This window comes from Streptomyces sp. NBC_01445 (assembly GCF_035918235.1).
Lineage (GTDB): Bacteria > Actinomycetota > Actinomycetes > Streptomycetales > Streptomycetaceae > Streptomyces.
In genome coordinates, this window is record NZ_CP109485.1 from 8,669,269 (window position 1) to 8,694,028 (window position 24,760).

The window sequence follows — 24,760 nt, forward strand, 5'->3', positions numbered from 1 at the left end:
TCCGGCCGCCCCATCAGCTATGGGCTATGAGCCCGAATCGCCCGGCGGCGCGGGATAGATCCATCGTTGCGGGGTGGCACCGCCCTGCGGCGCAGGCCCGATGCGTGGCGGTGCCGGCGGATCCTGGTGTGTAACCCGTGGCGGTGCGACGGAGGCACTTTGTGGCGTTGGCGTTGAGGCCACTGGAGCGGAGTCGCTCGCGGAACCCTGGCCGGGGCGCTGAATGAGAGGTACTCCCCGGTCGCCGCCCGTGGGAGGCCGGCGGATCAGCGCCCGACCCTTGTCGCCGGAGGCGTTCGGGGCCTCGCCGAAGCGGAAGTGGGCCTGGTTCGGCTTCTCATCTCCGCCGGAGCCGCCGGTCGGATCGATCCCGGAGGCAACACCGTCCGACCCCTGGCCCGGAACCTTCGCCGGACCCTGCGGAGCACGCATCCCCATACCGGACTGCATGGCGAGCTGACCTGCAGTTTTGGCCGCGCCAGCGGCCACCGCCATGCCCGCAACACCGGAGCGGTGCACGTCGCCATGGCCACCGCCGTCGGCTGCCCAGTGCACGAACTTGTACGTCGCATACGGGCAAAGCATGACGAGGACCATCACGACGATGCCCGCGAGCGCATCGGACAGGGCGCTGAGCCCGTCGTTTGCGTCGGACTTGCCCATGGCCGAGACGCCCAGAAGGAATACGATCGTCATCAGGAGCTTGGAGACGATCAGGGTACTGGTGGCCTCGATCCAGCCACGCCGCCACCGCTTGGCGACCTCCCAGCCGCCACCGGCCCCGGCAAACACGGCAAGCGTAACGAGCACCAGGATGCCGACCTTGCGGGCCACCATGACTGCCCAGTAAAGGAAGGCGCCCACCGCGCAGCCGAGTGCCATCAGAGAGGGGATGGCCCAGCCTAGGCCGTACATCGGCCCCAATTCGTTGACCTTGATGACCCGGCGCACCGCATCGTCCACCGAACTGTTGGCCGCCTTGAACAGTCCCGCACTGAGTGCGTCGACCACGGTGATTGCGACGGTGGTGCAGGCGATGGCAGCGAAGGCGAACAGGACTCCGGCCACGGTGCCGTAAACCGCCTGGCCGAGGGCTCGCTCGTCCCGTCGCCAGGCGGCGCGGGTGAGTTGCAGACAGAACGTCCCCACGGTCAGGATCAGGCCGATGGGCAGGATCAGTTCGTAGTTGCTGCGGAACCACTCGGCGTTCAGATCGATGCCCGTCGTCTGATCGACGGCCTTCGACGCCAGATCAGCTGCTGCCTGTGCCATTTCACCCATCGACTTGGCGATCCAGGCACCGATTCCGTCTGTGACTGCCTCGCCGGTTACGCCGACGACACTGTCCACGGTGGCGCACACCGTGTTCATCAGAGGAAGGTCGCAAGCCCCCATCAGGGCACCTCTTTTCGAGAGTTGTGGGGGTGGATCACGGCGCGACGCTCGGCAGGACCCCGACCAGGGCACAGTTCTGGTGCGGTCGGCACTGGACGGCGAGCGTTGTCGAGCGGGACTCGGCCCCGGCGCCTGAGCCCTCCCAGGCGATGGACTGCTTGCCGGTGACCGTGACGGCGTAGACGTACGCCTCGGTGATCGCGCCGGGATCCTGGGCCAGGGCCGTCTTGAACGCCTGCGGGAAGTGGCCCTCGCCGACCGTGGCGCTCGCGTGCTGCTGGTTGTCGTGCATCCGTGACCACAGCACCGGCCTGGGGACCTGGTCCAGGACCGACTTCCAGTCCGCGTACTTCTTCTCGCTGGTCATCCACTGTTTGAGGCCGGCCAGGTGCTCGGCCTGGGAGGAGGAACGTGTGTTGTACGTCCACAGGACCTTCGTGGCGGCCTCGCCGAAGACGATCGGATCGCTCGTCTTCGGTGGTGCAGCGACCGCCGAATCTGCGTGCGGAGCTGCGGACGCGGAGGCCGACGCTGAGGAGGGTGGCGAAGCCGGGGCTGCCTTGGCCGAAGCGGGGCTCCCCGGGCGCGTGACGTACGCGAGGAGCCCGGCGACGGCCAGCAGCACGGCGAGGACGGCCCCGCCGATGGAAGCTCGGCGAAGTACCGAGGCCGGAGCCTGGTGCGTTCGCTCGTCAGCGGAGGGAAGTGGTTTCTTCGGCATCAGTGGACGTGCGTCCCCATCGCCGAGAAGAACGCCACGATGCCGTTGGCCGCGCCGAGCAGCAGCGCGCAGCCGGCCGCGACGACGGTGCCCTTCTTGCCGTTGGCCTCCGCCTGGTGGCCGCCGCTGTGGTGGCCCCAGGCCCAGACGATCGCCGAGATCGCGAGCGCGCCCACCACGGCGATGATGCCGAACAGGTTGATGCTGCCAATGACCTTCTTCAAGACATCGAGACCGGGCAGGCCGCCCTCGCTCGGGCTGACGCCAGGGTTGTACGCCAGGCTTTGGGCATGCTGCATGAGCTTCACTTGAACTCCAGTACGATTTTGGGCGCGCGAGAGCCCGGAGAGGGTGGAGCGAGAAGAGAGGGGTAGGCGTCGGTCAGACGATCCGGCGGGCGGCCAGCAGGCCCGGTCGCCAATCGGTGACGGTCGAGATCTTGACCACGTCGCCGGTGTGCGGTGCCTGAAGGATCAGGCCCTCACCGATGAACATTCCGACGTGTTCCGGGACTTCGGCGGTGCCGCGGGTGAAGAGGAGATCGCCCGGCTTGAGGGCATCCACGCTAACCGCCTCGCCCTCTTTGACCTGCGTGTACGTGGTCCGGGAGATCGAGATCCCACCGGCCTTGTACGATGCCCGCATGAGGGACGAGCAATCGCAGCGGCCCATCGGATCCTGACCGTGCGGATCCGAACACTTGCCACCCCATTGATATGGAGTGCCGAGCTGGCCGAGCCCCCAACGGATAGCCGTGCGCACGGACTTCGGGGCGTCGGTCGGGATCTTGTAGCCCTTGGGGACGGAACCGGCGGGGAGCGGACCGAACTTGGCCCCGTCCTCGCCCGTGCCGCACCCGGAGGGCAGAGAAACCGACTCCCCGTCCTGGGTGTCCTTGGAGCCACTCCTGACGGACGTCGACTCGTTGGACAGTGACTTCGCGATGGCTTTCTGCAGAGCTGTGGCCAAGGGAATCCACTTGGCGTATGCGTCGGGTGAGCCGCTTTGCTGGACCGCCTGCGCGGCCTGCGTGACGGTCATGGACTGCCAGCCCGAGACGCTGAGCAATTCCTCGTAGAACTTCGTCGAGGCCTGCACCGGATCGCGTACCTGAGTGGCTGTCCCCCAGCCCTGACTGGGACGCTGTTGAAAGAGGCCGAGTGAATCCCGGTCGCCGTAATCCAGATTCCGCAGCCCTGACTCCTGCAGGGCCGTGGCCAGGGCAACGATCTGCCCCCGCGTCGGCACCTTCATGGCGACGCCCGTGGCCTGGATCGTCTTGGCATTCGGGATCTGCTCCGTGCGATCGTCCAGGCTTGCAACCGAAGCAAACCGTTTGTCGCCGCCCTTGAGGATCGACTCCACCTGTTTGGCGGCCGCCGAGGATTCCAAAGGCTCTGTATCACCATCAGAGCAGGCGGCCTGAGCGTCAGCGGCACCAGCTGCGGCGACAGCGATCGGCGCAATCAACAGCAGCGGACCGAGCGCCACCACCCCGACTATGCCTGCGGCCGTCTTCAACGTCGCGGGCCATACGTCGAGTGGTGGACCGGAGCGCAGGGTCCCGGTGAAGGGCGTGCCGGTGCGTGCTGCATCAGCAACTCCTTACGCGTAGGCGGCACGACAATGGCGTTCTCGTCGGAAAGGTCACCAACGCCGCGCCGGGCAGGAATAAAGGAACTCGTGGAAAGAAGGGGCCCAAGGGGTCGGCAGCAGATAACACCCATCCCCTGGGCGCCCGTTACGGAGGGCGGCAGTCAGCCGCCTTCGTAATCTCAGACTCCACACGGAGAATCGCTCCTGCCCAATTCGCAGCACGTTCGGTGAGTGCCAGAGTGTCGCCGCCTGGATGCGGCAATGCGTATTGACACAGCTCAACAGGCGCGGAGCCGGCGCCCGTCCGTTGAACATGGCTGGACTGTAGGGACGTATTCCGGCCGCACCAAACGAACCCGAACGCGATGGTCCCGCGCAGTCGCCGGGCGAGTTCAGGTCATTGAGGTTTTCTCAGCGACCTTCTGATGGGCTCCCTCAGCCGACGATGCGAGCCGTGGCGAGGTCAGCGAGGATCTGATCCACGGTTTGGTGGGGTGTCTGGTTCGACGTGTCCAGCCAGAGCCCGCGGGACGGGGTGTCCCGGCGTAGTGCGTCGTCCAGGATGTCGACCGTCCAGGGGCCGCCGTAGCCGTTCTTGTGGCGGCCGGCCTCACGCGCTGCGACTGCTTCGGGGCGGGGGGCAAGGACGACCAGATAGAGGGGCCTCGCCGTCACTGCGTCAAGATAGGTGTCCAGGTGCTCGCCGAGAACAACGTCTTGAACGATGACGGTCCATCCCGCTTGCGCGTACAGGTCTGCGACCGCAGCGGATGCCTGGTAGCGCAGCCGTAGCTGAGCCCTTCCTTCCGCGGTCGGCTGAGGCGTGAACTCCTCGCGACCGGACACGATCATCCGCCGGAAGCTGTCACCGTGCAGATGCACGGAGCGTGGGAGCCGCTCGGCCAGCAACTGGGCGACGGTGGACTTCCCTGACGCCATGACTCCGGTGACGAGCACGACTGCGGAACTGAGCTCCTGCACTGTTGGCCCCCGTCATGGTGCACCTGAGTCCGAACTGCCGTGAAGCCCCTGGTAGGACAGGTCTCACCACAAGATCATGTCCGTAACCACCAGAGGCTTCACGTTGGTCACCTATGTTGCCACGCTCGATGTCTCCCGCCACGTCGTGGACCACCTCGCCCGTCTGCTGGCCGCGCACGCCGCCTGATCGGCACTCCGCGCGGCTCGCGGGCGCTCGGGCCGTTCCGACAGGCCGTGTTGGTGTTGCGCTGGTTCCGGGAGCGCGGCTGCGTGCACTGCCTGGCGCGAGACCCGGGATTTCGCAAGCCGCCGGCTACCGCTACCTGCACGAGGGCATCGACGTCCTTGCCGACCAGGCCCCCGACCTGCACGACGTCCTGACACGCTGCCAGGAGGAGGGAATGACGCAGTTGATTCTGGACGGCACCCTGATCGAGTCTGACCGCGTCTCCGGGGAGCGCGAGAATGGCAACGATCTCAGGTTCAGCCAGAAGCACAAGGCGTTCGGCGGCAAGGTGCAGTTCCTCTCCGCGCCGGACGGCACTCCGCTGTGGGTCTGCGAGGTTGAGCCCGGATCGACGCCTGACATCACCGCGGCCCGGATCTACGTCCTGCCTGCGCTCTACCAGGCGGCTGCCCAGGGCCTGCTGGACGATCGGATACATGGGCGGGCCGGTAATCCGGCGGTGCTCGCAGCCCTTGAGCAGCTCGTTTCGGCGCAGGCGCAGGCGCAGGCGCAGGCGCGGGTGCGTGTGGCGGGGCCGGATGCGATGTGGCAGCAGGCCCAGCAGGCCCATCAGGTAACGCAGGCGTTCCACGGTGTACGACGTCAACTGCATGGCCCAAGGGGCTGGATGCCCGTTCCGGGGCAGGTCTGGATCGGAATGGTGCAGTCGGTGACGGGCCCGCAGGACCAGTTCGTGGTGGCGGCCGCGAAGGTGCTGGACGATCCAGAGCAGTGACGAGTGTGCCCGGCGGCAGCATCGGCTTCAGTGATAGGTACCGCCAGGCATCGCCCAGGGTCGCACGGGGCAATGACAATGCGACCGGACACCCGAGGACCAGAGCTTGTCGTGTGACTTTTCGAGCTAAATAACACCTGGTCGAGCTAGATGACGATCGCGAGCGGCTCCGGCCGGGGATGCGGTCCGACTGGGCGACGTACTTGGCCCGTTTGGCCAACTACAACGCTCAGCAGCACAGGGCGATGACCTACGACAGGGCTGTGAGCTCGGCCTTCTCCAGCCAGTCGGTGTACCAGCGCGCGAACGTCACCGGCATACCGTCGTCGTCGAGAAGCGGGGCGAGGTCGACGTCGTCGACCCGGCAATCGGACCAGACCGTGCCGCGGTAACTGCCGTTGATGATCAGCCACTCTCTTTGGGCGCAGCCCAGGTGGGAGATCACGATCGCGCCGGCGGTGCGCTCCGGGGCGAACATGACGGCCTCCCACCGCTCATCCCACGCTTTGATGGCGTCGTCGAAATCCTCGATGTCGTCGAAGTCCTCTTCCTCGGGACGTTGGGCAAGAACATCTTCGAGCAGCTCCGGATCCGGACCCTGGTCAGGAAACGGCTCGGCAAGCCTCGACAGGTCAGCCAGGTCCGCGCCGTCGCCCTCCCAACCCCAACGGCCCTGCACACGCCGAACCGGGAACAGGCCATGCGCGGGGCCGGCGCCGCCCGCGCCCACGTGGAGCAGGAAGGCCCGGTATTCTTCCGGCAGCTGCACGCCTATCTGAGCCTCGAGTTCGGCAAGCTCGCCTTGGGTAAGCGGATCCGCCACGACCCACTTGTGCCCCAGTGCACCGAAAACCTTGCTGGCCGCAGGGCCTGCACCGGCCCCCTCAACTCGCTGGCGTACGCCCGCCCACCACTGATCAGTCATGCGCAGACCGTACGTGCCGCCACCGACACCCTGGGAGCGGGCTCCACTGCTACCGCGGGAACAGCCCGGCGCCACAAGTCCCTCGGCACATCACGCACACCAGCCAACTGAAGGGAGTGTCGGCGATGGCCAGATAGCACTACCTCAACCGTTAAAGATCTCTAGCCGGGACAGAGACCAGCCCGGACGAGCATCACACGGGCTGAGTTTTCGTCCCGACGTCGGGAGACTCCGCACCCGGGCCCCGGAGTTCTCCGGACTTGTCCGGGTTTGAGCCGGTGAGGGGGCTGACGTAGAACGAGCACGGTTCCTGTAGATCACGGAGTTCTCTACGCTTCGAGATCCGCAAGGTTGCCGTGTCGGGAACGGGCGCCGTCCTACTTCTTGATCTTGGATACCACCTGGCGTGCCAACTGGACCCCCACGTCGCACTTCTTGCCGGTGAGCGCCTTGTTCTCCCCGCTGGAGTCTGCGATGTCGACCCGGAACTGGTCGAGGCCGACGTTGACGTCGACGAAGCACTCGGACGTGAGCTCGTTGTACTGCGACGCGCCCTCGAAGCCCGAGAAGTCCTGCTTCTCTCCCTTGTCCAGGTCGTTGACCTGAGCGCCCACGCTGACGGTGAGGTTGACGATGGTCCTGTCCTGCATCCACCAGCAGCCGAGGATGTTCGGGTATTCGGCCGGGAGCTGCCCCTTCGAATCCTGGATTCCGGCCGCGGCCAGGGCTGCCGGATCCAGCAGGCTGCAGTAGTCGAGTCCCTTCAGCGTTGCCGTGGTCGAATCGCCTTCGTCCGCGGAACCCGTGTCGGAGGCGGACGTGCTTCCGGGAAGACCTGATGATTTGAACGCCGATGTGATCGATGGCATCCACGTGAAGATCCGCGACGGAGCGGTCGCCAACCGTCCGATCTATGTGGCCCTGGCCGTTACCACGGAGGGCCGCCGGGAATCCTCGGTCTGTGGTCCGGCGACGGCGGCGAGGGCGCCAAGCACTGGCTGAACATCCTGACCGAGATCAAGAACCGCGGCGCGGGCGATGTCCTCATGCTCGGCTGCGACGGGCTCAGGGGCCTGCCCGACGCAGTCGAGACCGTCTGGCTGGCGACGATCGTCCAGACCTGCGTGGTCCACCTCCTGAGGAACTCGTGGTGGTCCGTTGGTACTGCTGTGGCCGAGTGATATGTGATCGTGTTGGGCCATTGGTATAGGGGGTTTGAGCTCTGTTGAACCAACAGTCGTACAGATGCTGAGATGGATGCGTCAATGGCGCTGCGGTCCTTAAAGGGTCTCCGCGGCGCCATTGTCGTGTGCGCGTACGGCGGCCGACGGAAGGGGCGGGGCACATTGCTGAAGAGGGTGTTCGTGGCGGCGGATCCGGGTCGGATGCGGCTGCGTTTCGCGAGCCGGGCCGTGCTGGGGATCGGGCTCGCGGTGACGCTGTGCGGCGTGGTCGGGCACTCGCTGGTGCCGGCCATCGCGGGGGGACTGACTGCGCTTCTCGCTCTGTTCACAGTGACGGATGCGACGGTACGTGGGCAGGCGGTGACGACGGCGCTGCTGCCGGTCGTGGGGTTGCCCGTACTTGCGCTCGCGGCCGTGGTGCATGACGTGCCTGTCGCGCGGGACGCATTGTTCCTCACTGTCGTAGGGGTGGGGGTGTACGCGCGGCGCTGGGGGCCGCGCGGGCACTCGCTCGGCGTGTTCGCCTTTATGGCCCTTTTCGCAGCCCAGTTTCTGCACGCTGTGCCTGCGCAGCTGCCCGAGCTGTACGGGGCCATGCTTCTGTCGTTGATTGCGTCGTCCGCAGTGCGGTTCGGGGCGTGGTGCTACGAGCGTCGGATGCCGGGGCCGGCTGTGGTGCCCGCGCCGACAGGAGGTAACGGGCTCGGTCGGATGACGACGCGGCAGGCCGTGCAGGCCACTGTGGGAGCCGGGCTCGCGCTCGCTGCCGGGCAGGTGCTCTCCGACGAGCGCTGGTATTGGGCAGTCGGCGCCACATGGTGGGTGTTCGTCAATACGACCTCGCGCGGCGAGACAGTGGTGCGGGGTTTCAGACGGTTCCTGGGAACAACGCTGGGTGTGGTGCTGGGCTTCGCAGTTGCTGTGCCGCTGCACCATGAGCCGATGATTGCCGCCGTAGTCATCGCGCTCAGCGTCTTCGGGATCTTCTACACCGCCGCCGTCTCCTATACGTGGATGATGTTCGCGGTGACTGTGATGGCGAGCATGCTGTACGGGCTGCTCGGGGTGCTCGACACGGGGCTACTTGCACTACGGGTAAGCGAGACGGCGGTCGGCGCGCTCGGAGCTGTGCTGGCAGTGCTGTTCGTGCTTCCGGTGACCACGCACTCGGTGACCGACGCATGGGTCGAGCGTGCGCTGCACTGTGTGCACGCCTGCACGGCTGAGACCGCGGCACGGCTCGCCGGAAGCGCGGACGCCGATCCAGTCCCGCTCGTGGCGGAGTTGGACGCGATCCTGGGGCGGGTGCGGCTGTCGCTCACGCCGCTCGTGCATCCCTTCAGCCCGATGCGGGCGCGCAAGAAGCGCGCTCGGCAGGTGCTCGTGCTGCTCGACGACTGCGCGCGTGAGGTGCGCGGGCTCGCGTCGGTAGCAGCCGACCCGGAGGCCTCTCACGACGCGCGGCTTGCTGCTGCCTGCTGGCGGGTAGAGGCCGCAGTCGAGGCGCTTACCGACGCGCCGACCGTCCGTCGGCGCGTCCGCGTCGACGATGCGGCGGCTCCCGAACCTACAGGCGCCGAGCACGTGCTCGCCCACCTCCAGGCCCTGGAGCACGCTCTGCTTGAACTCGCTGTCCTCCTGCGCAGGACCAGTCAGGTTTCGTCGAGCGCCTGAGCCGACGAGGCTGTGCAGCGCATCGGTCAGATACCTGTGTTGAGCAGCCTCGCGGCCCTCCCGATAGAGGACGGCATCAGGTGCCGGTAACTGCGGTAGGTCACCTCGATGGACTTGTGGCCCATCCAATCGGCGACATCCGTGATCGGGATGCCCATGCTGAGGCAATTGGAAGCGAAGAAGTGGCGAAGGCCGTACATCGTGTAGGGCACCTTGATACCCGCTGAGCGCAGAACCTTCCGCCACTTACTGCGAAACGCATTCCCGCAGTAGTACGGGCTGCCGCCGACGCCGGCTCCTCCCCGTCCGCCATTGGTCAGTAGGTACCCGTGATCATCGGCGGCGTGAGTCTCCGCGTATTGCAGCAAGAATGCTCGCGTCTTTGCGGGCAGTGGCGTCTCGCGGAATTCTCCCCAGCTGCGGTGCTTGAGCGGTGCTGGTATTCGCTGGCGCCCATGAATCTGATTACTGATGCGGTAGACATCGTCGGCGACGAGCCCGTTGATGTTGGTGGCATGTGCCTCACCGTTTCGTAGGCCACATGACGACATCATTTCCACTACGAGGCGCAAGTCTTCATCGTGTGCGTGCTGCCTGATGAGGTTGAGCTCCTCCAGGGACGGGATGAGGATGTCCTTGCGCCGGTAGTCCGGGGGAGTGGCGTCCATGAACGGGTCCAGGCCCAGGGCACCGCGAAGCCGCGCCGAGTTGATCGCCAGACGCAGAACTTTGTACGCGGTCATCTGCGCCGCGCTGCCGATGCCGTCGAGGGCCATGTCGGCGACGAAGTCGTCCACGGTGTCGGCCGTGAAGGTGCCGATCTTGCGTGACCCCAGGCGGGGGAATATGTGCACCGTCAGAGCCCGCTCGTAGCTTTCGACGCTATTGTCCGTGAGCCCGCGTGCTCGGTGCCGAATCCAGTTGGACGCGAAGTCCTCAAGAGTCTGGAGGGCGATCCTCTCTCCGTCGGAGGGGCCTGCCTTCGCTGCTCCCTTCTTCGCCTGGTAAATCTCCGTGAGCCGGGCCGTCGCCTTGTCCTGTGTGGCGTAGCCCGACTCCTCACGTTGCTTGCCGAACGCGTCCCTGTAGCGGATCTTGTAGGGGTGCAGGCACCGGGTCGGTGCCTTGCAATCGCACTCCTTGAAGAAGCTGCCCATCCCGCGTGCGAGGGTCTTGGTGGCCACGTGCTGACTCCGTACTCATGCTGACCTTTTGCTGACCCCAGGGGCGTCAGTATGGCGCTGACCTGCGGCCGCGCCTAACGAGCAGCTTTCATGACCTTCTTCGCCGCGCAGTTCCTGCACACCGTGCCGGAACAGCTCCCCGAGCTGTACGCCGCCGTACTCCTCTCGCTCGCTGCCGCGTCCGTCGTGCGGTTCGGGCTGTGGTGCTACGAGCGCCGGCTGCCGGCGCCCGCGGCGGTGGCGGCGCCCACCGGCGGGAGCCGACTCGCGCGCATCACGACGCGGCAGGCCGTGCAGGCGACCGCGGGTGCCGGCTTCGCGCTCGCCGCCGGTCAGGTGCTGTCCGACCAGCGGTGGTACTGGGCCGTGGGCGCCACGTGGTGGGTGTTCGTGAACACCACGTCCCGCGGGGAGACCGTGGTGCGCGGGTTCCGGCGGTTCCTGGGCACGGTGCTGGGCATCGTCCTCGGCTTCGCCGTGGCCGTGCCGCTGCACGACCAGCCCGTCGCGGCCGCCGTGATCGTCGCCCTCAGCGTGTTCGGGATCTTCTACGCCGCCGCTGTCTCGTACACGTGGATGATGCTCGCCGTCACCGTCATGGCGAGCATGCTGTACGGGCTGCTCGGCGTGCTCGACCCGGCGCTGCTGGCCCTGCGGGTCGGCGAGACCGCCGTCGGGGCGCTCGGCGCCGTGCTCGCGGTACTGCTCGTGCTGCCGGTGACCACGCACTCCGTCACCGACGCGTGGGTCGAACGTGCCTTGCGCTGCGTGCACGCCTGCACCGCCGAGGCCGCCGCCCGGCTGGCCGGTTCACCGACGGCCGACCCGGCCCGGCGTGTGGCCGAGCTGGAGTCGATCCTCGGCAGGGTGCGGCTCTCGCTCGCGCCGCTGGTGCATCCGTTCAGCCCGATGCGGGCGCGGATGGGCCGGGCCCGGCACGTACTCGCGCTGCTCGACGACTGTGCGCGCGAGGTGCGCGGGCTCGCCTCCGTGGTCGCCGACCCGGAGGCCTCGCACGACGCGCGGCTCGCCGCGGCCTGCTGGCGCGTGGAGACAGCCGTCGAGGCGCTCACGGACACGCCGGCGGGCGGAGCGCGTCGCCGGACCGAATCCGCGACGCTGCCGCAGCTCGTCGAGGGCGAACCCGTGCTGGCGCATCTCCACGCCCTGGAGCAGGCCCTGCTCGAACTCGCCGTTCCCCTGCGCGGATCCAACCGCGTGCCGGTCAGCGCCTGAGCCCTCGCGGCGCGGGTCTGCCGAGGGGCGGGGCCCTCCTGAGGGGCGCGCGCTGTGCAATTCGCGCCCCAGTACTGCTCTGTGCGCCCCCCTCTCCTCGGAGTCTGATCGCGCGTACGGCCGCGGCCCTGCGTCACTCGTCCCACCTGCGGCAACGCCCCGTGAGGTGGACGGTCCGGCGCGTTCCGGGGCGGATTCGCCTGTCACGTAGACGACGGATCGGCCCCCGGAAGGGTGACGCAGCGGCATCATGTGGACGCACGGAGTGCGCGGCCCCGCGGGAGGGCCCGCGGCCGGGGACCCCCTGGGAGTGCGCCATGCCCGATACACCGCAGCGAACCGACGGGCCCGCCGGATGGCTGGACCGAGCCGAGGCGAGAGACGGAGGCGCGGCCTGGGACGGAGCCGAGGCCCGGGATCGCGAGGCAAGGGATGTCGGCGCGGCGCTGGACGGAGTCGCGAGTGGAGACGGAGCCGTCACCTGGGGCGGAGGTTTCCAGGAGCGGCACGATCGCTGCCCGGAGGGCGCCGCCCGCCGACACGCCTCCGCCCCCGCCGGCATCGGCCACCCCCGCAGCTTCGACTCCCGCGGCCCCGACGCCCGTGACCCAGCCCCCCGCACCCCAGAGCTCTGGCCCGCCGCCTCCGGCTTCATCCGCGCCCACCACGCCGAGGAGCGACTCGGTGACCCGGCCGCCCGCCTCGCGGAGGCATACGCCGAGATCGCGGACACAGGAACGTATCGCCACACCGAGCGCGAGCTCACCTTCGGGGCCCGCGTCGCCTGGCGGAACGCCAATCGCTGCATCGGCCGCCTCTACTGGAACTCCCTGCACGTCCGCGACCGCCGCCACCTCACCGCCGCCGAGGACATCGCGGCCGCCTGCACCGACCATCTGCGCGAGGCATCGCAAGGCGGCCGCATCCGTCCTCTGATCACCGTCTTCGCACCCGACGCGCCCGACCGCCCGGGGCCCCGCATCTGGAACGAACAGCTCATCCGGTACGCGGGGTACGTCCAGCGTGACGGCCGCATCGTCGGCGACCCGCGCAATGAAGGCCTCACCGCGCTCGCCCGGCGCCTCGGCTGGCGCGGCGGCGACGGCACCCCCTTCGACGTACTGCCCCTGATCGTCCAGGGCACCGACGACAAGCCGCGCTGCTTCGACCTGCCGCCCGACGCGATCCTCGAAGTGCCCATCGAGCACGAGGACCACGACTGGTGGGCCGGGCTGCGCCTGCGCTGGCACGCCGTGCCGGCCCTGTCCACGATGTGCCTGGAGATCGGCGGGATCTGCTACCAGGCCGCCCCCTTCAACGGCTGGTACATGGGTACCGAGATAGGCGCCCGCAACCTCGCCGACACCGACCGCTACGACCTCCTGCCGCGCATCGCGGAACGCCTCGGCCTCGACACCACCAGCGACCGGTCCCTGTGGAAGGACCGCGCCCTCGTCGAGCTGAACCGCGCCGTCCTGTTCTCCTTCGACCGCGCGGGCGTCACCGTCACGGACCATCACACCGAGTCCCGGCGCTTCCTCACCCACCTCGACCGCGAAGAGCGCAAGGGCCGCACCGTGGGCGCCGACTGGTCCTGGATCGTGCCGCCGATCTCCGGCTCGGCGACCCCCGTCTTCCACCGCACGTACGACACCACGGAGCGCACGCCGGCGTACGTGCAGCATCCCGAGGCGCTCGCCAGAGCGTCCGGCGAGTTCTTGGTCTAGGGCCACGCCCATCTGCGGCGTTGTCGTCGGTGGCCGACTCCCCGAGCTCACGGCTGCGCTCGAGCAGGCGGAACCCCATGACCCCGCTCCCTGATCCGGCCTGATCCAAACGAAAGGCCCTGGAGCCGCTGCTACCGTCGGCCGCACGGACGGCGAGCACCGGGCTCACCGTGCATCCGGCGCAAGGGGATTCGCGTGGGCGACAGGCAGGGCGGACGGGCGTACATCGGATCCTTCACCGCCGCGGGAGGCTCCGGGATCGTCACCGCGTCCGTCCACATGGACAGCGGCTCACTGACCGTGCTCAGCGCCGTCGACACGCTCCCTGACCCCTCGTACCTCGCGCTCTCGCCCGCGCGTGACTTCCTCTACGCGGTGAGCGAGACCGCCGAGGGGGCCGTGGCGGCGTTCCGCACGGGGGACGGCAAGCCGGAACTCGCCGGGCGCGGCGTCCCCGTCCGCGGCTCGGGCCCCACCCACCTCGCCCTGTACGACGGCCATGTACTCACCGCCAACTACGGCTCGGGAAGCGTCACTTCGGTACGGCTGCGCGCCGACGGCACCCTCGACGGCGACTCCGCCGACGTGTTGCGCCACGAGGGTTCGGGCACCCACCCCAAGCGGCAGCAGGGCCCGCACGCCCACCAGGTGGTGCCGGACCCCAGCGGCCGCTGGGCCGTCAGTGTGGACCTCGGCACCGACTCCGTACGCGTCTGCTCGATGAAGGGCGGAAGCCTGGACGTCCACCGCGAGGTCGCGCTGCGGCCCGGCTCAGGGCCTCGGCACCTCGCGTTCCACCCGCGCGGCGACCGCGCGTACATCCTGAACGAGCTCACGCCGACCGTCACCGTCTGCCAGTGGGACGCCGCCGAGGGCGCCCTGCAGCCGCTCGGGGAGATCTCCGTGCTGCCGGACGCGCCACACGGCGACGCCTTCCCGTCCGAGGTCGTCGTGGCGCCCGACGGGCGCTTCCTGTGGACCGCCACGCGCGGCGCGAACGTCATCTCCGTCCTCGCCCTCGACGCCAACGGCGACCGCCCCACACTGCGCGCCACCGTGTCCTGCGGCGGCGACTGGCCACGCGACCTGGCCCTGCACCCCTCGGGCCGCTTCCTGTACGCGGCGAACGAGCGGTCCGGCGACGTGACCTGGTTCTCCGTGGACCGCGAGACCGGCCTCCCGCGCCGCGGCGGCTCCATCGAGGCGCCCGCCGCGTCCTGCGTGATCTTCGGCTGAGACCGTTCCACAGCGGATACGGAGACGGGCCCGGCCCCATGGGGGTTCGGGCCCGTATCCGGTGCCTGTGTACGTGCCTGGTCCGCTAGCGGGCCGGCGCGCCCTGCGGCTGCTGCGGGGCGATGCCCAACGCCGTCGCGTACTTCGACAGGGCCAGCTTGCCGATCGCCGGGTAGGCGCCCAGCGACTCGGCGGACGCGCAGCCCGCCTCGTTCGCCGCCGCCTGGAGGAGGCTGGCGTCTATCTCCGGACCGATCAGGTACGGCGCGAGCGCCAGCTGCTGCGAGCCGGAGCCGCGCAGCTGCTCGGCGGTCGCCGCGATGGCGCCCTCCTCGTCGAGCGCGGCCGCCATGACCGGCACCGCGAGACGCGCGGCCAGGAGCATGCCGGTGATCCCGGCCGCCTGGACGGCCTCGTCGCCGCCGACCGAGGCGAGGATGATGCCGTCGGCGGCGGTCGCCACCGTGAACAGCCGGGCGCGGTCGGCACGGGCCAGGCCCGCCTCCGACAGACGCACGTGCAGGCCCTCCGCGAGCAGCGGGTGCGGGCCGAGGACATCCGTCAGCTCGGCGGCCGTACGGCTGTCGATCACGGCCTGCCGGATACGGCGCGTGAGCGCGCTGTCCGGGCCCGCGAGCAGGGGCACGACCACGGCGACCGGTCCGTCGGGCTCCGCGACGTCGGCGCCCGCGGCACGGGCCTGCTCGAAACGGGCGGTGCGCTCCTTCGCGGCGCGCGACAGCACGGCCCGCAGGGAGGGGAACTCGGCGAAGGCCGAGGCCTCGGCGGCCTCCGAGTCGTCACCGTCGAGGTATCCGATGCGGGCGTCGAGGCCCGGCAGCTCGGAGCGGGCGATGCTCACGACCTCTTCGGCGAGGCTGCGCGAGGTGCTGCTGGGCGTGCCGGGCACCGCGAGGACGAGTGCGGGTGCGCCCTCGGGGGCGGCCACGGGTTCCGGGCGGCGGTGCCGACCGGGCTGACGGGGTCGCGGCATTCGTACAGGCAGGCCGGATGCAGGCCCAGTGGGGGAGCTCATGCCGCCGCATGCTACTGGCTCGCGGGTCGCCCTTGCTCGGGGAGGGGGCAGCTGAGCGGTATCCGTCCGGATTTATCCTTTCGGTGACGAATGGCTCAACTGTCCAGGTCAGAGGGGGCGCACGGGCCGCCCTCAGTGGCCGGCATCCTCCCGGGGGACGTGGAGGAGGCGGCCGTCGCACGGTAGGAGCAGGCCGTCGAGCGCGAGCGCGGCGGCGATCACCAGCGCACCGTGCAGGGGGTCGCCGGTCGCCGACACGGCCTCGGCGTACGGGAGTTGCTCCGCGAGCTCGGCACGGAGCGGGGCGAGCAGCGGCTCGCCCGTCTTGAACAGGCCGCCCGTGAGCGCCACTTCACTGCCGTCGCCCGCAGGGCACACCGCGGCCGCCGCCTCGGCGATATGGCCCGCCGCCGCGCGCAGGATTCCGGCGGCGACGGAGTCGTCGAGTGCGGCGCGGGCCACGTCCGGCGCGAAGGAGGCAAGGACGGCGGGACGGTCCGTACGCGGATAGATGCGTGCGGGCAGCCCGGCCACCGGGCCGAACCGCTCCTCCGCCAGGGCGAGAAGCGCGGCGGAGCCCCCGCGCCGTCCGTCGTACGCCCGCATCGCCGCGTCCAGGCCCGCACGGCCGATCCACGCGCCGCCCCCGCAGTCGCCGAGGAGATGCCCCCAGCCGTCGGCCCTGCGCCAGGTGCCGAGGTCCGTGCCGAGCGCGATCATGCCGGTGCCCGCGGCGACGACCGCGCCGGGCCGCTGGCCGAGCGCGCCCGCGTACGCGGTGACACCGTCCGCGGCCAACGCGAGCCGCCGTACGCCCAGTTCGGCCGCGAGCGCGTCCGGGAGCTCGGCCCGCAGTCCGTCGCCGAGCGTGGCCATGCCGGCCGCGCCGACGGCGACCGCGCTCAGCCTCGGGACGCCCGGGCCGCGGTCGCCGACACGGGCGAGCAGCTCCCGGGCCATCGGAAGGATCTGTGCGAGCAGATGCCCGGCGTCGATGCCCGCCGCACCGGTCCGCACGGGCTCGCGGGACACCGTCGTCTCGGGACGTGTGAGGTCCCCGGCGGCGGCGAGCGCCACGCGCAGACCGGAGCCACCGGAGTCGACGCCGAGGACCCACTCGGGGCCCGCGGGAGGGTTCCCTCCGCTGCCCGGCCCGGCAGCGGCGGGCCCGCGGGTCACGGCAGCCGCCAGTCCACCGGCTGTCCGCCCTGCCGCGCCAGCAGGTCGTTGGCCCGGCTGAACGGTCGCGAGCCGAAGAAGCCGCGGTCCGCCGACATGGGGGAGGGATGCGCGGACTCCACGGACGGCAGGTCGCCGAGGAGCGGGCGCAGATTGCGGGCGTCGCGGCCCCACAGGACGGACACGAGCGGGCGGCCGCGCGCGGCCAGCGCCCTGATCGCCTGCTCCGTCACCTCTTCCCAGCCCTTGCCGCGGTGTGCGGCGGGGCGGCGCGGGGCTGTGGTGAGCGCCCTGTTCAACAGGAGCACGCCCTGCTGCGTCCAGGGCGTCAGGTCGCCGTTCGACGGTTGGGGCAGGCCCAGGTCCGTGTTCAGCTCGCGATAGATGTTGATGAGGCTGCCGGGCAGCGGCCGCACCTCGGGCGCGACCGAGAACGAGAGTCCGACGGCATGTCCCGGCGTCGGATAGGGGTCCTGGCCGACGATCAGGACCCGCACCTCGTCGAACGGCTGCTGGAACGCGCGCAGCACGTTCGCCCCGGCCGGGAGGTAGGTGCGTCCCGCGGCGATCTCCGCGCGCAGGAACTCGCCCATGGCGGTGATCTGTCCCGCGACGGGTTCGAGGGCCTTGGCCCAGCCGGCTTCTACGATTTCGTGCAAGGGTCGTGGTGCCACGGGCGTCACCCTACTGCCGTGACGGACGGGCCGATCAACCGACCACGGCCGCTCGCACACACAGCACGTCCGGCAGGTGGGAGGCCAACTGCCGCCAGCTGTCCCCGTCGTCGGCCGACGCGTACACCTCGCCGTTGCGATTGCCGAAGTACACGCCCGCCGGGTCGGAGTCGTCCGTGCACATAGCGTCGCGCAGCACCGTCCCGTAGTGATCGCCCTGCGGGAGCCCCGCCGTCAGCGGCTCCCAGGACCTGCCCGCGTCCTCGGTACGGAAGACGCGGCAGTGCCTCTCGGCGGGCACGCGGTCCGAGTCGGCGTTGATCGGGAACACGTACGCCGTGTCCCCGCGGTGCGGATGCGCGGCGGCGGCGAAGCCGAACGTCGAGGGGAGGCCCGCTCCGATGTCGTTCCACCGGGAGCCGCCGTCGTCGCTGCGGTAGACCCCCCAGTGGTTCTGGAGGTAGAGGCGGTCCGGGTCGGCCGCGTCCTGCGTGACCTTGTGGACGCACTGGCCGAACTCGGGGTTCGGATCCGGCAGGAAGACCGCGGAGACCCCGGAGTTGGCGGGCTCCCAGCTCTGTCCGCCGTCCCGTGTGCGGAACACCCCGGCCGTGGACACCGCGACCGTCACCGCGCTCGCGTCACGGGGATCGGTGACCACCGTGTGCAGGCCCTCACCGCCACCGCCGGGCACCCACTTCGACCGCGTCGGGTGTTCCCACAGCGGACGCACGAGATCGAACGTCTCGCCCCGGTCCTCGGAGCGGTAGAGCGCTGCCGGCTCGGTGCCCGCGTACACCACGTCCCGCTCGGCGGCGGCCGGATGCAGTTGCCACACGCGCTCCAGCGAGGCCCCCGTGTCCTTCGGGAACTTGACGGCGGGGTGCGACGGCTCGGTCCACGTACGGCCCAGGTCGTCGGAGTGGAAGACCGACGGGCCGAAGTGCGCACTGTCCCCGCCCGCAAGGAGCCGTGGGACGTCGCCCCGCGTGTCGATCGCCACCGAGTACACGGCCTGCGAATTGAAGTACGGGCCTTCGTCGAACTCCCACGCGCCGCCGCCCCGCCTGCGGCCGATGAAAAGCCCCTTGCGCGTGCCAACCGTCAGCAGCACTTCAGTCATGCCGGACACCTCCGAGGACGCCGTTGTCTCAGGTACGGCCCAGTCTGCACCCGACCACTGACAGTCACCCCCAGAGCTGGTGTCGTCGCAGGTCACACCGGCTGGGCGGCCGCTTCCTCCGGCACCGGCAGCGGGAAGTGACAGGCCACCTGGTGGCCGGCTCCGCGCGGCGCCGCGACCGGCGGCTCGACCTCGGCGCAGACGTCCTGTGCGAGCGGGCAGCGGGTGCGGAACCGGCACCCCGACGGAGGCTTCGCAGCGGACGGCGTCTCACCTGTGAGAGGAGCCCCGGAGCCGGCGGCGGCCGACGGATCGGGCACGTTGACGGTGTCGAGCAGACCCCGCGTGTACGGATGCAGCGGCCGCGCGTACACCTCCTCCGCGGGACCGGTCTCGACGAGCTTGCCGAGGTACATCACGCCCACGGTGTCGGCGAGATAGCGCACCACCGCGAGGTCGTGCGAGATGAACAGATACGTCAGGCCGCGCTCGCGCTGGAGCTCCCGCATCAGGTTGAGGATCTGCGCCTGCACGGACACGTCGAGCGCGGACACCGGCTCGTCGGCGACCACCAGATCGGGCGACAGCGTCAACGCCCGTGCCAGACCGAGGCGTTGGCGCTGGCCTCCGGAGAACTCGTGCGGATAGCGGTGGACGGCGCCCCGCGGCAGCCCCACGGCGTCGAGGAGCCCGTCGATCTGCGCCTCCTGCGCGGCGCGGCTGCCGACGCCCTGGATGACGAGGGGTTCGCGCAGGATCTCGCCGACCCGCATCCGCGGGTCCATGGCCGCGGTCGAGTCCTGGAACATGAGCTGGATCCGGCGGCGGTGCGCCCGGCGCCCCGCCCGCGTGAGGCCCGCGAGGTCCTCTCCGCCGAAGCGCACCGAACCGGCCGTCGGGTCCTCCAGGCCCGCGACGATCCGGCCCAGCGTCGTCTTGCCGCACCCGGATTCGCCGACCATGCCGAACGTCTCGCCCTTACGGATGGTCAGCGACACCCCGCCCACCGCACTGACCGTGCCGCGGCTGCGCGAGAACGGGCCGCCCTTGAGCGGGAACTCCTTGACGAGACCGTCGAGTTCGAGAAGCGGCGCGCCCGGGGCCGACTGTGCGGGGATGGCGGCGGGGGCGATGATGCCGGACGTCTCGCCGCCCTCGGACACGTCGGGCACGGGGTGGAAGCAGGCGAACCGGTGCTCCCCTCCCCGTAGTTCGTCGTCGGCGAGCGGCGGCTCCTGGGCGCGGCACTCGTCCGTGGCGAACAGGCAGCGCGGCGCGAACCGGCAGCCCTCCGGACGCACCGTCAGGTTCGGCGGCAGCCCGGGGATCGTGTGCAGTTCGGTACCGCCGTCGCCCGCCCGCTCCGGCAGCGCCGCGAACAAGGCCTCCGTGTAGCGGTGGCGCGGCCGGGCGAACAGGTCGCGTACGTCGGCCTGTTCGGCCACTTTTCCGGCGTACATGACGGCGACGCGGTCCACGCGGTTCGCGATGACGCCGAGGTCGTGCGTGACGAGGATCATCGCCATGCCGAGCCGCTCGCGCAGGTCGTCGATCAGCTCCAGGATCTGGTGCTGGGTCGTCACGTCGAGCGCGGTCGTCGGCTCGTCGGCGATGAGCAGCTTCGGCTCGCAGACCAGCGCCATCGCGATGGCGACGCGCTGGCGCATGCCGCCCGACAGCTGGTGCGGATACGCCTTCATGCGCTCGGCGGGCTGCGGCATGCCGACGAGCCGGAGGGTCTCCTCGGCCCGTGCCCAGGCCTCCTTGCGGGAGACGCCGCGGTGCAGGAGGAGCGGCTCGGCGACCTGCCGGCCGATCGTCATGGTCGGGTTGAGCGAGGTCAGCGGGTCCTGGAAGACCATGCCGACGGTGTTGCCGCGTACGTCCTGGAGGACGGGGGCGGGCGCGGCGGCCAGGTCCGCTCCGTCGAACAGGACACGCCCGCCGGTGATCCGGCCGCCGGGCGGCAGCAGTCCGAGGACGCTGAGCGCCGTCATCGTCTTGCCGCAGCCGGACTCGCCGACGACGCCGAGCGCCTCACCGGCGGCCAGGTCGAGGGAGATGCCGTCGAGGGCGTGGACGGTGCGGTCGCGGGTGGCGATGTCGACGCGCAGGTCGTCGATCCTGAGCAGGGGCTCGGTCATGTCTGTCTTCCTCAATGCCTCGGTCCCTTACTTCCGCAGCCGTACTTCGAACGCGTCACGCAGCCCGTCGCCGATGAAGTTGAACGCGGCGACGACCAGCACGATCGCGATGCCCGGCGGGAAGATCAGCCACCAGTAGCCGTTCTGCGTATAGGTGATGCCGGCGGACAGCAGCGAGCCCCAGTCGGCCGACGGCGGCGGGATGCTGAGCCCGAGGAACGCGAGATAACTGACGTAGAGGATGGCGTCGGCGATCTGGAACGTGCAGTTCACGATGACCGTTCCGATCGCGTTCGGCACGATGTGCCTGAACACGGCCCGTATGCCGCCGCCGCCCATCATCCGCATGGCCTGGACGTACTCCCGGTTGCGCAGCGACAGCGCCTCGCCGCGCACCAGGCGGGCGGGGGAGAGCCAGGCGACCCCGGCGATGATCAGGATGAGGACGCCCTTGCTGGGTGTGATGATCGCGGCGACCACGACGAGCAGGAACATCGCGGGGATGGCGAGCGCCGCGTCGGTGACCCGCATCATCGCGGCGTCGACCCAGCCGCCGAAGTACCCGGCGACCGCCCCGTACACGGTGCCGAACAGCGTCGCCAACAGGCCTGCCGCCAGGCCGATTTCGAGCGAGGTCCGCCCGGCGACCATGAGCCGGCCTAGCAGGTCGTACCCGAGGTCGGTGGTGCCGAGGAGGTGTCCGGCGGTGCCGGGGGAGAGGTTCGCCTGCGCGAGATCCGTGTGGATCTGCTCGGTGGGGTGGACGAGTGGGCCCAGGTAGCAGAAGGCCAGCAGCAGGAGCAGGACCACGACGCCCGTCAGGGCCAGCTTGTTGCCGGTGAAGACGCGCAGGGTGCGGCGGGCGAGGGAGGGGGTGGCCTGCGCGGCTTCCTCCTGGCCCGGCTGGACGGGAAGGACGGCGGACGTACTCATGCCACGCTCCGGATCCGGGGGTCGAGGACGGCGTACAGGATGTCGGTGAGCAGCGAGCCGAGGACCGTGGCGATGCCGACGACGAGGGTCACGCCGAGGAGGACCGGGAAGTCGGAGCCCTGGGCCGCGTTCCAGAACAGCAGCCCCATGCCCGGGTAGTTGAACATCGACTCGACGACGAGAGCGCCGCTGAACAGGGTCGGGAGGTAGAGCCCGAGCAGGGTCGCGAGCGGGATCAGGGCGTTGCGCAGGACGTGCCTGACCATGATCCGCCGGCTGGACTGGCCCTTCGCCATGGCCGTGCGGACGTATTCCTCGGTGAGGTTGTCGAGCACGGCGGAGCGCATGTAGCGGCTGAACATCGCCACGATGCCGAAGGCCATCGTCACGACCGGCAGGATCAACCCTGTGAAGTCGCCGAGGAGTTGACCGATCGTCTCACCCTGCGGTGCCTCAGCCGGGAAGATCGGCATGACCTGCGCGAACAGGATGATCATGATGAGGCCGAGGAAGAAGACGGGCGTCGCGTACAGCAGGAAGGCGAGCCCCGTGAGCGCGTAGTCCGAGGCCTTGCCGCGCCGCACGGCCTGGAGCAGGCCCAGCGGGACGGCGATGACGACGGCGAGGACCGTGGACAGGACCGTCAGGAGCAGCGTCTTGGGCAGGCGCTGCTTGAGCAGGTCGAAGACCGGCGAGTTGAGCTTGTACGAGTCGCCGAGGTCGCCGGTGAACAGCCGCTTCAGATACATCACGTACTGCATCGGCAGTGAACGGTCGTAGCCCTGCTGGTGGTTGAAGTGCTCGATCTGCTGCGGGGTGCCCTTCGGGCCGAGGATGGCGCGGGCCGGGCCGCCCGGCAGCAGGTGCAGGAGGGTGAAGACGATCACCGAGACCAGGAACAGGACGACGAGGGCCTGCAGGAAGCGCTTGACCAGAAAGCCGGTCACTTCGCGGCTCCCTTCTTGGCGTGCTGGTTGTTCGTGTCGTTCGTGTGCTGCTTGTCGTTCTTGACGAAGTACCAGTGCTGGGGCGCGAACGTGACCGTCGGGTTCTGCTCGATGCCCCGCAGGTCGTTGCGGATCACCGACACCTGGTACGCGGGGTTCGGCATCCACATCACCGGCAGCTGCCCGGCGAGGTACTCGCCGTACTCGTGCACGGCCTTCATGTCCGGCGAGTACTGCACGGCCCGGATGATCCGGTCGGCCTTTCTGTCGCTGTAGTTGCCGAAGTTGGCTGAGGCGCCCGTGGAGAAGAGCTGCTCGCCGCTCGGGTTGAGCGGGTAGTACCAGCTGCCGGCCGTACCGAAGAACGACATGTCCCAGTCGCAGCCCGGTGCCTTGGCGGTGCACGGCACGGAGTTGCCGAGCACGGAGTTCAGGGGCTGCTGACGCACGGTCAGATCGATGCCCGCCCGGCTGAGCGACGACTTCAGCTCCTGCATCATGTTCGTCGTCTCGGTGGAGCCCGACTGCGAGAGCAGGGTCATCTCCAGCGGAGCGTTCTCCTTGACGCCGGCGCCGCACTCGTCGTCGCCGGTGCCGGGGCGTGCGCAGCGCGCGATGCCGTCGCGCGTCTTCCAGCCGTGCGCGGCGAGCAGCTCGCGCGCCGTGCGTACGGAGAACGGGTACTGGTTCTTCGCCATGGCGGGGGACAGGTACTGGCTCTTCGGTGTCACCGGCACCGGGCCGAGCGTCGGTGTGGCGCTGCCCTGCCAGATGACGTCGCTCATCGCCTTCTGGTCGACGAGGTGCTGCATCGCCTGCCGGATGTACAGCCGGCTCATCAGGGGCCCGGCGTGGGTGGAGTTGAAGTTGTAGACGATGTACGTCGCCGCCCAGCCCTCCCACGGATCGACGCGGTACCCCTTGTCCTCGAACTTCGCCTTCTGCGCCATGACGGACGGCGGTATGTATCCGTAGTCGACGCCGCCGGAGCGCAGCACGTTGTACTCCGAGTCGGCGGTGGTGAAGGGCTTGAAGACGACCTGGTCCAGGTGCGGCCGCTCGGAGTCGGGGCCGGTGAACTTCTCGTTCGGGACGATGGTCACCTGACCGCTGTCCCGCCAACCTGCCAGCTTCCAGGGGCCGTTGACCGTCGTCCAGAGCGGGTCGCTGCCGTACGAGCCGAGGCTCTTGGCGTGCCGCGTGAGTCGGGCGAAGACGGCTTTGGCGCCCTTGGTGGTGCGGTCGTGGTCGCCGACCCTGCCGCCGTCGGTCGTGGCGTCCCAGGCGTGCTGGGGCAAGGCCCGCATCAGCGTGAGCTGGTTGGCCGTGAACCAGTCCGGGTTGTACGCCCGGTCGAGGTGCAGCCGCACCGTGTGGTCGTCGACGACCTCGAACCGCTTCACGTTGTCCGGCATCGTGCCGACCGAATAGCTGCCCCAGTCCGCCTTGTCGGCCTTGACGAGGTTGAACCAGAACTCGAGGTCGCGGGAGGTGACGGGCTTCCCGTCGGACCACTTCACGCCCTCGCGCAGCGGCACGGTCACCGTCTTGTTGCCGTCGCTGTACTTCGGTTCGAGACCGAGCGTGCTCGGGCCGTGCGTGGTCAGCTCGCCCTTGAGCTGCACGGCGTCGTAGACCGGCATGAACAGCAGGGTCTGGATGGCGTAGTTGTACGAGGCCCCGTAGCCGGGCGCGCCGATCGGGAAGATCCAGTTCGGCGTGGCCGCGGGAGGCAGGGCCATCGTGGCCGTGCCGCCCTCCACGGGGGTGCCGCCGGTCGGCCCCATGGCGATGCTGCCGCCCTCGTGCGTGCAGCCGGTGAGCGCCGCCGCGAGGACGAGGACGGCGGCCGCCGTTGACCTGAATGAGCGCATGCCGGAGGGCCTCCAAGGGGACGGGGGAC

20 protein-coding genes and 2 pseudogenes are annotated in these 24,760 nt (G+C 69.6%); 6 read left to right on the forward strand and 16 right to left on the reverse strand.

Annotated elements, in window-relative coordinates; translation table 11 throughout:
* Positions 1 to 24: 24 nt before the first annotated feature.
* The 5 genes from OG574_RS39485 to OG574_RS39505 all read right to left on the reverse strand — a co-directional run bounded on the left by OG574_RS39485 (position 25) and on the right by OG574_RS39505 (position 4,693).
* Entirely contained in the window at positions 25 to 1,395 is a 1,371-nt protein-coding gene (locus OG574_RS39485; protein WP_442816874.1) for an SCO6881 family protein, read from the reverse strand.
* A 34-nt stretch (positions 1,396 to 1,429) separates the two neighbouring features.
* Positions 1,430 to 2,116 carry a hypothetical protein gene (locus OG574_RS39490; RefSeq protein WP_326777079.1) on the reverse strand — a complete coding sequence of 229 codons (687 nt, stop codon included), beginning with the start codon at positions 2,114 to 2,116 and terminating at the stop codon, positions 1,430 to 1,432.
* Positions 2,116 to 2,415, reverse strand: a complete 300-nt coding sequence (locus tag OG574_RS39495; RefSeq protein WP_326778757.1) for a DUF6112 family protein — start codon at positions 2,413 to 2,415, stop codon at positions 2,116 to 2,118. The genes OG574_RS39490 and OG574_RS39495 overlap by 1 nt, the downstream gene beginning before the upstream one ends.
* 82 nt (positions 2,416 to 2,497) lie before the next feature.
* Complete coding sequence (locus OG574_RS39500; RefSeq protein ID WP_326777080.1) at positions 2,498 to 3,637, reverse strand: C40 family peptidase; 1,140 nt, start codon at positions 3,635 to 3,637, stop codon at positions 2,498 to 2,500.
* Positions 3,638 to 4,147: 510 nt separating this feature from the next.
* Positions 4,148 to 4,693 carry an AAA family ATPase gene (locus OG574_RS39505; protein WP_326777081.1) on the reverse strand — a complete coding sequence of 182 codons (546 nt, stop codon included), beginning with the start codon at positions 4,691 to 4,693 and terminating at the stop codon, positions 4,148 to 4,150.
* A 401-nt stretch (positions 4,694 to 5,094) separates the two neighbouring features.
* Between OG574_RS39505 and OG574_RS39510 the strand changes: the two genes are divergently transcribed.
* The gene (locus OG574_RS39510) at positions 5,095 to 5,655 is read left to right on the forward strand and encodes a transposase family protein (RefSeq protein ID WP_326777082.1); all 561 of its coding nucleotides are present in this window, start codon (positions 5,095 to 5,097) and stop codon (positions 5,653 to 5,655) included.
* A 250-nt stretch (positions 5,656 to 5,905) separates the two neighbouring features.
* On the opposite strand, the gene OG574_RS39515 is transcribed toward OG574_RS39510, so the two are convergent.
* Entirely contained in the window at positions 5,906 to 6,580 is a 675-nt protein-coding gene (locus OG574_RS39515; protein ID WP_326777083.1) for an SMI1/KNR4 family protein, read from the reverse strand.
* 377 nt (positions 6,581 to 6,957) lie between these two features.
* Entirely contained in the window at positions 6,958 to 7,449 is a 492-nt protein-coding gene (locus OG574_RS39520; protein ID WP_326777084.1) for a DUF3558 family protein, read from the reverse strand.
* Here OG574_RS39520 and OG574_RS39525 point away from each other — a divergent pair.
* A pseudogene (locus OG574_RS39525) lies at positions 7,439 to 7,731 on the forward strand (transposase); the annotation flags it as partial. The gene OG574_RS39520 and the pseudogene OG574_RS39525 sit on opposite strands and share 11 nt — an antisense overlap.
* A 195-nt stretch (positions 7,732 to 7,926) precedes the next feature.
* Positions 7,927 to 9,438, forward strand: coding sequence for an FUSC family protein (locus tag OG574_RS39530; protein ID WP_326777085.1), 1,512 nt, complete (start codon positions 7,927 to 7,929; stop codon positions 9,436 to 9,438).
* A 26-nt stretch (positions 9,439 to 9,464) separates the two neighbouring features.
* On the opposite strand, the gene OG574_RS39535 is transcribed toward OG574_RS39530, so the two are convergent.
* Positions 9,465 to 10,622: a tyrosine-type recombinase/integrase gene (locus OG574_RS39535; protein WP_326777086.1), complete on the reverse strand. Its 1,158-nt coding sequence runs from the start codon at positions 10,620 to 10,622 to the stop codon at positions 9,465 to 9,467.
* An 84-nt stretch (positions 10,623 to 10,706) separates the two neighbouring features.
* On the opposite strand from OG574_RS39535, the pseudogene OG574_RS39540 reads away from it, so the two are divergent.
* The 3 genes and pseudogenes from OG574_RS39540 to OG574_RS39550 all read left to right on the forward strand — a co-directional run.
* Positions 10,707 to 11,858, forward strand: a pseudogene (locus OG574_RS39540) (FUSC family protein); the annotation flags it as partial.
* Positions 11,859 to 12,175: 317 nt separating this feature from the next.
* Positions 12,176 to 13,585, forward strand: coding sequence for a nitric oxide synthase oxygenase (locus tag OG574_RS39545; protein ID WP_326777087.1), 1,410 nt, complete (start codon positions 12,176 to 12,178; stop codon positions 13,583 to 13,585).
* A gap of 195 nt (positions 13,586 to 13,780) precedes the next feature.
* Positions 13,781 to 14,821: a lactonase family protein gene (locus tag OG574_RS39550; protein ID WP_398378672.1), complete on the forward strand. Its 1,041-nt coding sequence runs from the start codon at positions 13,781 to 13,783 to the stop codon at positions 14,819 to 14,821.
* An 85-nt stretch (positions 14,822 to 14,906) separates the two neighbouring features.
* On the opposite strand, the gene OG574_RS39555 is transcribed toward OG574_RS39550, so the two are convergent.
* The 8 genes from OG574_RS39555 to OG574_RS39590 form a co-directional block, all read right to left on the reverse strand.
* Positions 14,907 to 15,857: a sirohydrochlorin chelatase gene (locus OG574_RS39555; protein WP_326777088.1), complete on the reverse strand. Its 951-nt coding sequence runs from the start codon at positions 15,855 to 15,857 to the stop codon at positions 14,907 to 14,909.
* 132 nt (positions 15,858 to 15,989) lie between these two features.
* On the reverse strand, positions 15,990 to 17,036 hold the full coding sequence (locus OG574_RS39560; protein ID WP_326777089.1) for an N-acetylglucosamine kinase: 1,047 nt from the start codon (positions 17,034 to 17,036) through the stop codon (positions 15,990 to 15,992).
* The gene (locus OG574_RS39565; protein ID WP_100598827.1) at positions 17,033 to 17,710 is read right to left on the reverse strand and encodes a uracil-DNA glycosylase; all 678 of its coding nucleotides are present in this window, start codon (positions 17,708 to 17,710) and stop codon (positions 17,033 to 17,035) included. The genes OG574_RS39560 and OG574_RS39565 overlap by 4 nt, the downstream gene beginning before the upstream one ends.
* A 34-nt stretch (positions 17,711 to 17,744) precedes the next feature.
* A complete protein-coding gene (locus tag OG574_RS39570) occupies positions 17,745 to 18,833 on the reverse strand; it encodes a WD40/YVTN/BNR-like repeat-containing protein (protein WP_326777090.1) in 1,089 nt (362 codons plus the stop codon).
* Positions 18,834 to 18,925: 92 nt separating this feature from the next.
* Complete coding sequence (locus OG574_RS39575; RefSeq protein WP_326777091.1) at positions 18,926 to 20,977, reverse strand: ABC transporter ATP-binding protein; 2,052 nt, start codon at positions 20,975 to 20,977, stop codon at positions 18,926 to 18,928.
* A 27-nt stretch (positions 20,978 to 21,004) separates the two neighbouring features.
* Positions 21,005 to 21,910, reverse strand: coding sequence for an ABC transporter permease (locus tag OG574_RS39580; protein WP_326777092.1), 906 nt, complete (start codon positions 21,908 to 21,910; stop codon positions 21,005 to 21,007).
* On the reverse strand, positions 21,907 to 22,857 hold the full coding sequence (locus tag OG574_RS39585; RefSeq protein WP_326777093.1) for an ABC transporter permease: 951 nt from the start codon (positions 22,855 to 22,857) through the stop codon (positions 21,907 to 21,909). The genes OG574_RS39580 and OG574_RS39585 overlap by 4 nt, the downstream gene beginning before the upstream one ends.
* Positions 22,854 to 24,731, reverse strand: a complete 1,878-nt coding sequence (locus OG574_RS39590) for a peptide ABC transporter substrate-binding protein (RefSeq protein ID WP_326777094.1) — start codon at positions 24,729 to 24,731, stop codon at positions 22,854 to 22,856. Before OG574_RS39590 ends, OG574_RS39585 begins: the two co-directional genes overlap by 4 nt.
* Positions 24,732 to 24,760: the final 29 nt, after the last annotated feature.